This is a genomic window from Legionella qingyii, from assembly GCF_003184185.1.
Window position 1 is genome coordinate 1 of sequence record NZ_QHJG01000068.1, and the last position, 7480, is coordinate 7480.

Here is a 7480-nt window from a genome sequence, read left to right on the forward strand (position 1 = left end):
ACCGTTGAAAAAGAACGGGAGCATGTGGCAAAAGCAATCGCGAGTTTTAGGCAAATGGGATTTACACTGATCCAAAGCCGTTGCAAACAGTGGCTTCGATTTTTGGGAAGCTTCCCTTTTATGTTGACCGAAGGGCTTTTTTCAAGCCTTGAACTCTTAGGCTTAACCAAAAAACTAAGTCATACGAATGTGGCCAATCTTTTGCCTGTGGTTGCTGATTTTAAAGGAGCACGGCAGGGGCTTATTCTACCAACATACCGCCATCAATTGTTTTATTTAGATACCTTTGATGACCGAGTTTTACCTATTACCAATTTTAATCGTTTAACCATTGCAAGCCCAGGCTCTGGTAAATCCTTTTTTGAACAAGCACAAATTCTTGATGGTTTATCACGTGGGCAGCAAATTTTTGTTATTGATTTAGGGGGTTCTTACAAGCATTTATGTGAATTAGTCGGTGGAAGCTACATTGATGCATCTACATTGACGCTTAATCCTTTTACGTTATTTGATTTTGATGGGGTTACGGAAATTGATGGCGAAAAGGTGAATGATTACATTCAAATCAGAGACTTGTTAGCCATTATGGCGAGTCCCAATGAAGGATTGGGTGAGGTACAAAAAGCATGGCTTTTGGATGCGGTTCTTACCTGTTGGAAAGAGAGAGGACGGCTCGCCAAAATGGATGATGTATTGGCAGCACTGAGAGAGCTTCTTCACAAACCAGAATCCAGAAATGACCGAAGATTAAAAGATTTGCTGGTTTTGTTGGATAAATATGGAAGCCAAGGAATCTACGGCAAGCTGTTTAACAGCGATACCCCTCTCTTGAATAACTCTAATTTTGTGGTTCTGGAAATGGGGAAACTTGAAAGTAACCCAGAACTGCTTACCATTGTCATGTTCGTCATGATTGTGATTATTCAGGGTCAATTTTACCATTCCGACCGCCGAATTCAAAAACGCTGCATTATTGATGAAGCGTGGCGATTTCTGGCTGTAGGTTCTAATCCAATTTCTGCAGGATTTATTGAGCAGGGGTTTCGTACGGCAAGAAAACATACCGGTGGTTTTGCGGTAATTACCCAAAACCTCTCCGACACTATGAAAACGCTACAAGGGCAAGCCATTGCTGCTGCAGCAGATACCAAAATCATCATGCGCCAAGGAGCATTTCGAGATTTTATAGAAAGCCATCCCGACCATTTTAACCCTCTAGAAGTATCCATGATCGAATCCTTTGGTGAGGCTAAAACACAAGGCTTTTCCAATTTAATGATTCAATTTGGTAATGTCACAACATTTCATCGTTATTTTTGCGATCCATTTTCAAGGGTTTTGTTTTCTACCTCAGGTGATGAATTTGGGGAAATAGAATCCTTAATGAACCAAGGAGTACCACTTACAGATGCTGTTTATCGTGTGGCGCAACAATATTATGGAGATGAATTATGCGATTAGTTCATCAAGTTTTAGTGAGTGTAGCTGCATTAATTCTTATTGGATTGGAACTGTTTTGGAGTTCACCAAACACTAAAGTGGTGTTTTTTGATACCGAAGCAATTCAGGCGCAATTGATTCGTCAATTAGCAGAGCATCAAGCAAATGATGAGCAAGTGATCCATGCAACACGTCAATTTAAAAATAAACTCCAAATTCTGTTAATACAGTATGCAAAGCAACATCACGTCATGATTTTAGATCATCGTAAGGTTCTTGCCGGTGGTGATGACATTACCAATGAGATTGCTAACAAATTAGGACAAGCAATGAGGAGCAAGTTATGAAAAGGGTATTGCTTGTGTCTCTTATGTTAGCAATTTATTGGGATGTTAATGCTAAATCATTCGGTGTTGTAGGCGAGGTTTTCCCCATTGCAGAAAAAAGCTTTTTAGTACTGATCGAAGAACGTTTACGCACATTAACCACTAGTGGTGAGTTGGAGGCATTAAACCGGAAATGGATTAATACAGTGGTCAACCATACTAACAGACCTACCGCATTAGGTTTGGAGCGAATCAACCAAACAATCAGACATTACTACAAATCAGAAATAACTTTAAGTCAGGATATCACTGACCATAAAGGCAATGTTCTGTACCCAAAGGGAACTTATGTCAATGCCATGGAGTATATGCCAGCGTATAGACCTTGTTGGTTATTTTTTAATGCGGATGACAAAGCACAGGTTCGTTGGGCGCAGATGCAGAAGAGTAAATGTCCTAATCCCAAATTTATTTTGACGGGTGGGGCAATTAAGCGCGCTGAAAAGAGTCTAAATGCTGTGATTTATTTTGATCAGGAAGGGCGCATTATAAGAAAGCTTAATATTGAACATGTGCCAGCACAAGTAACACGCAAAGAAAATCAGCTTCTTATTGTTGAAGTGGCAATTAAGGAGAATGGCAATGTTGTTTAGAACTCTATTTTTAATGGTTTTATTTATTTTTTCTTGCAGTGGTTTTAGCAAGCAGTGTACAGGACATTTTGTTAATCCGATTATCGATGTGTGTTGGCGATGCTTATTTCCTTTGTCGATAGGCAACATCAAAGTAGTAAATTCATCTCTTCCCGATACCGTCAATGCATCAAGTCCCGTAGGTATATGCCCAAGCCCTATGGGATTGCGTGTGGGACTGAATATTGGATTTTGGGAGCCTGTGGCGCTGACTGATGTGACCGATACACCATATTGCCTGGTGAATCTTGGAGGCATCAAGCTCAAATTGGGTTTAAAACAGAATAAGGGAGGGCGTCATGTGGTGGGTAATGGGCAGCAACGTGCGTTTTTCCATGTCCATTGGTACAAATATCCGCTCATCAGCTGGCTTAATCTCATCACCTCGATTGGCTGTTTGCAAGGTGGTGATTTTGATATTGCTTATCTGACCGAACTTGACCCCACCTGGCAAGATTCTGAAATGAGCTTTGTATTAAGTCCTGAGTCAGTATTGTTTGCTAATCCCATAGCAGCTTCAGCATGCGCTGCGGACGCTCTTTCTTCGACATTGACCAAGAAACCCATAGACAGCCTTTTTTGGTGTGCAGGTAGTCAAGGGACTCATTATCCTCTGACAGGCCATGTGCATGCACCTATTTCTCCGGTGCAAACCGCACTTCTTTTGACCGAACGTATGAATTACAAAATGCATCGTGAATTTTTAGTGTCTGATTCAAATTCCGCGTCCGGTGCAATTTGCAAAGAACATTATTACACCGTAACCCCTAAATCTCGCTATCGCTATGAGATGGTGAATCAGGTATCAGATGGCAAGCATTGCTATCCAGGCGGTTTAAGTACTTTGGCTTGGGAGTTCGGAAAAATTAAACCACATACCCCCGACCAATATGGATTTTTAGTGTGGCGAAAACGCAACTGTACTTTCCTTTAGACGGAGTTTGAAATGCTAAAAAAAGGAATTATTTTTTTACTGGGATGTTTTGCGAATACTGTAATTGTTGCCTCTGCGGTATCAGTGTTTGTCAGCTTTTCCATGCCGGATACGCTTTTGGAGGAGACACTCAAAGAAAGCAGCAGGTTACACATTCCTGCGTATTTAAATGGACTATATCACGATTCAATGAGGGATACCGCACTCAAGGTCATGGAATTAAGCAAGCAAATCCCAAATTTGAATCTGGCAATTGACCCAACCTTATTTGAGCGCTTTGGGATTCAGCAAGTCCCTGCACTGGTTGTTGACGAGGGTAACGTCTTTGATGTGATTTATGGTCATTTAACTCTTCGAGAAGGATTGTCGCGAATTGCAGGACATGGAGATACCCACTTTTCAATGCGTGATGCTCGGAGGATTGGTGATGAGTAAACTCATCTTGATTTTATTTTCCTCTCTATTCATTACTGCGGGATTTGCTCAAACTCCAGTCGATGTATTAAAGGCGCGTGAGCAAGCGATGCAGGCTTTAAATGGATTTAATCCTGCAAACGTATTGAAGGGGTATACACAATATCCCAACGAGACGAGCCTTCTCCCGCAAGAAGGAACAAACACTTTGCCTTCTACAGGCTTAAACGCACTGTCTAATAATCCCGATGCTTTAGAAGTTTATCAACACGCAGGAACCCGCACTAAAGGGCGCTACAATCCGAATAGCCCTGAGATGCGCTATGCTGAACAATTGCTTGAACATCCCGAAGATGCGGTAAATGGCGTCTGCTATAAAGAACCAGGCTTCTGTGAATCTACCCCAGAGACCAAAATCTGCGAAGAAACTGTGGGCTATAAAAATATTTCCTGTGGTGAAGCGCTTAAGGTAACGCTAAAACCACTCACACAAAATTTTACTCGCGAGCTCATGTTTCCTCAAGGAAGCGCAACGTTTCATTTAGCCCAATGTGGCAAACACAACAAAAAATGCAGCAAAGCTAATCTTGCCGAAATAAGCCCTGCGTGTGAAGCATTAAATCTGGTGGTGATGTATCACAATAAAGTGCTGCAAATCATAAAAAATCCTGCCTGCAAAGACCCCACAGTGACGGTTTCTTTAGGAAAAATAATTAAGGCACCGATACCGCTTAGGATGACATTGACGCAACAGGTAAGTGAAGAGTCTTGGGTCACTCAAGCCTGCGAAAAGAATACCTCGGATTCTTGTATTTTGACGAACACCAATTCATGCCTTGAACCTAATGCCACAAAAATCATTGAGGGTATTGCTATTACCAGACCTTGCTGGGGGCATGCTTCCAACTATCACTGTTCTTATTTAGAAAACAGTTATTGCATGCCTTTGCTTCAGGCCGGCTGTTCGCAAATAAGTTCACAGTGTCTTACTGCATCCAATGGATTATGCACTCGGTTTCTCCAAACATTTTCCTGTATGAATCAGGTGTGTTTTCCAGAAAAAACCATTTGTCCTGACAAAATCCCCTGCAGTGATGGAGCGTGTGACTTATCTTTTGCAGAAGAAAGTGATGATGCGGCGGAAGGCTTGTCACGCCTAGGGGCTTTGGCTGGCGTGGCATCCGATGTTGCAACCAAGCAAGTTCGCAGTGGGATGCCTGCCATTTTTACCGGAACCAATTCAACTTGTCGCAAAGTGGTTGCCAATATACGTAATTGTTGTCATGGCAGTTACCACATGACTCATTGCAGTGAGGATGAGAAGCGGCTGGCCAAAGCCAAGGAAGAAGGGCGAGCATTTAACGTAGGAACGTTCTGTGCCAAAAAAGAATTAGGCATTTGTCTTGAAGAAAAAGAGTCGTGGTGCGTTTTTCCTACCAAATTGGCTTCTATTCTGCAAATTCAAGGACGTTTTTATCAGTTAGGCATTCACTTTGGTTGGGCAAAAGATGAGGATAATAAAGCCAATTGTCGTGGTATTACTCCAGAAGAACTCGAACGTATTAACTTCTCTGCTTTGGATTTATCCCCCATTACTCAAGAGCTCATGAGTCGTAAAGTACTTCCAGATGACGGGCAAGTCTCTGCGGTCAATCAGTCCCATATCGAGCGCTTAAAACAGATGGGGCGTGCACATGATTAAATGGGGCATTTTTCTTTTGATATTCCTTAATTCCCTTGGTGTGTTCGCCGAGAAACCGGTCGGTTTTCTTTGGTACAGCATCGAAAAGGAACAGAAAAAGACAAGACAACTACCGCCTGGAGGTATTCCCTTTAACCAGCTTAGTTTTACTGAACGCGATGCGATACTTCGTTTCTATACCATGGAAGCCCTGCATAAAGCACGGTACACCAGAAAGGTCGAAGACATGCGCGTTTTTCTGAGTCTTCAAGATTATTGGCTCAATGAGTCAACGCATTTTAAAACCTTATTCCAAAAAACGATGCTTGCTTATCCCCAATACGATTATACAGTGACCCACCCTACATCGAGTATGGGTACTAAAATCACTGATGAAGTACGTGAGACACACCGTATAGAAGTAATCAAAACTCTCGCCAAATCCCATGGATTACTGTTTTTCTACCGGGGTAAAAGTCCTTATGATCTCAAGCAAATTCCCATTCTTGCTGATTTTTGTCATCGGTTTCGTTTGACTTTCATGCCCATTAGTGTGGATGGGGTGATTTCACCTGAATTCCCTCACTCAAAAATTGACTCAGGGCAAGCAAATCATCTTGGCGTGCATTATTTTCCTGCACTCCTTTTGGTAAACCCACAATTCCATAAAACAGAACCTGTGGCGTATGGTTTAACCACTCAGGATGTATTAATGGAGCGACTCATGCAGATAGGAACTCTATTTCAAGGAGAACAAAGATGAAATGGCGTTCGTTTATTACCGTACTTACTCTGACTATAAGTACATTCACTGTGCACGCAAAAAGTTCCGAATGGTTTACGAAGATTATGGCTTCCAAGGAGCAGGGTGTACTACAACATACAGCCAAAGAAGAACCCAAAACCCGACACCATGGCTTTTTTAGAGAACATGGACTCATTCTCTTTTATGCAAGCCAATGTCCTCATTGCCATCTATTCGCGCCCATTCTTAAATCATGGGCTGTGCAGAATGAAGTAGAGATACTTCCCTTAGCATTTGACAATCAACCCTTGCCTGAATTTCCAAACTTTTTACCAGCTACCACCGAATGGATTAACGCAGCATTTCAAGGAAAACCCATTACCTATCCTGCATTGTTTGTGGTGAATCCCAAAACAAAGATGCTGTTTCCTGTTGGATTTGGGTCTATGACCCAAGACGAATTAAATTATCGTATGGAGCACCTCATTCCCAAAATTACATCTTATGAGCGCAGTGGAGTGATGCTATGAACAAATTAATGGTAAGCCTTGTGCTGTTGAGTGTGGTTTCAATGACACGGGCTAGTGTCAGCACCGATTTAGATAATTTCTTTAATGGAATTGGCTACGCATCCAATGTAACTTCTCCCGCTGCTTTTGAGTCACAAGCAGCAGGATTTTTTGGTGGAGGTTCGCTGTATGCGCGCAATCAAGTACGACAATATCAGTTGGTGCAATTAGACCTCCCCAGCTATCGCGCAGGATGTGGGGGAATCGATTTATTCACCGGAAGTATGAGTTTTTTAAGCGAACAAAAGCTTGTGGATTTAGGCAAATCAGTGATGACCAATGCTGGCGCTTATGCCGTAGATGTAATGCTGGCATCAACTGTTCCTGAGCTGAAACAAGTTCGAGATTATTTACAACAATTGGAACAAATGGCCAATCAGGCCAGTATCAACTCCTGTCAGTTGTCACAAAACATGGTTGGTGGGGTCTGGCCAAAGACCGCGGAAAGCCAGCAGAAAATTTGCAAAGACCAAGCGGCTATGGGCAAAGAAGGATTATTTAGTGATTACGTCAAAGCACGTATGGCCTGTTCTGGCAGTGGTTTTGATAACGTAATGAATAAAGCATCCCAAGATCCAGAGCGTAAAAAGCAAGTTGTTTTAAACAAAAATTTGGTATGGTCACTTTTGCAAGCTAAGTCCTTCTTAAATAGCGACCAGGAACTTTCCGAAATGGTGAT

At 42.2% G+C, this 7480-nt stretch carries 9 protein-coding genes; all 9 read left to right on the plus strand.

All coding sequences use genetic code 11. The features are described 5' to 3' along the window. On the plus strand, nt 1-1461 hold a 1461-nt coding region (traC, locus tag DGG96_RS20300; RefSeq protein WP_110144282.1), incomplete at its 5' end, for a type IV secretion system protein TraC. Beyond that, entirely contained in the window at nt 1452-1787 is a 336-nt protein-coding gene (locus tag DGG96_RS20305) for a TrbI F-type domain-containing protein (protein WP_110144283.1), read from the plus strand. The genes traC and DGG96_RS20305, both read left to right, overlap by 10 nt. Continuing rightward, nucleotides 1784-2419, plus strand: a complete 636-nt coding sequence (traW, locus tag DGG96_RS20310; RefSeq protein WP_110144284.1) for a type-F conjugative transfer system protein TraW — start codon at nt 1784-1786, stop codon at nt 2417-2419. Before DGG96_RS20305 ends, traW begins: the two co-directional genes overlap by 4 nt. Beyond that, nucleotides 2409-3392 carry a conjugal transfer pilus assembly protein TraU gene (traU, locus tag DGG96_RS20315; protein ID WP_110144285.1) on the plus strand — a complete coding sequence of 328 codons (984 nt, stop codon included), beginning with the start codon at nt 2409-2411 and terminating at the stop codon, nt 3390-3392. The genes traW and traU overlap by 11 nt, the downstream gene beginning before the upstream one ends. Before the next feature lie 12 nt (nt 3393-3404). After that, on the plus strand, nt 3405-3827 hold the full coding sequence (gene trbC, locus DGG96_RS20320; protein ID WP_110144286.1) for a type-F conjugative transfer system pilin assembly protein TrbC: 423 nt from the start codon (nt 3405-3407) through the stop codon (nt 3825-3827). Next, complete coding sequence (traN, locus tag DGG96_RS20325; protein WP_110144287.1) at nt 3820-5508, plus strand: conjugal transfer protein TraN; 1689 nt, start codon at nt 3820-3822, stop codon at nt 5506-5508. The genes trbC and traN overlap by 8 nt, the downstream gene beginning before the upstream one ends. Next, nucleotides 5501-6250 (plus strand): type-F conjugative transfer system pilin assembly protein TraF, encoded by a 750-nt coding sequence (gene traF, locus DGG96_RS20330; protein ID WP_110144288.1) that lies wholly within the window; start codon nt 5501-5503, stop codon nt 6248-6250. Before traN ends, traF begins: the two co-directional genes overlap by 8 nt. Beyond that, nucleotides 6247-6762, plus strand: a complete 516-nt coding sequence (trbB, locus tag DGG96_RS20335; protein ID WP_110144289.1) for a type-F conjugative transfer system pilin assembly thiol-disulfide isomerase TrbB — start codon at nt 6247-6249, stop codon at nt 6760-6762. The genes traF and trbB overlap by 4 nt, the downstream gene beginning before the upstream one ends. After that, on the plus strand, nt 6759-7480 hold a 722-nt coding region (locus DGG96_RS20340), incomplete at its 3' end, for a conjugal transfer protein TraH (RefSeq protein WP_205872635.1). The genes trbB and DGG96_RS20340, both read left to right, overlap by 4 nt.

Excerpts from the sequence above, each read along its gene's own strand:
- traW (WP_110144284.1), top strand. The coding sequence starts at position 1,784 with ATGAAAAGGGTATTGCTTGTGTCTCTTATGTTAGCAATTTATTGGGAT.
- trbC (WP_110144286.1), top strand. The coding sequence starts at position 3,405 with ATGCTAAAAAAAGGAATTATTTTTTTACTGGGATGTTTTGCGAATACT.
- traF (WP_110144288.1), top strand. The coding sequence starts at position 5,501 with ATGATTAAATGGGGCATTTTTCTTTTGATATTCCTTAATTCCCTTGGT.
- trbB (WP_110144289.1), top strand. The coding sequence starts at position 6,247 with ATGAAATGGCGTTCGTTTATTACCGTACTTACTCTGACTATAAGTACA.
- traN (WP_110144287.1), top strand. The coding sequence starts at position 3,820 with ATGAGTAAACTCATCTTGATTTTATTTTCCTCTCTATTCATTACTGCG.
- traU (WP_110144285.1), top strand. The coding sequence starts at position 2,409 with ATGTTGTTTAGAACTCTATTTTTAATGGTTTTATTTATTTTTTCTTGC.
- DGG96_RS20305 (WP_110144283.1), top strand. The coding sequence starts at position 1,452 with ATGCGATTAGTTCATCAAGTTTTAGTGAGTGTAGCTGCATTAATTCTT.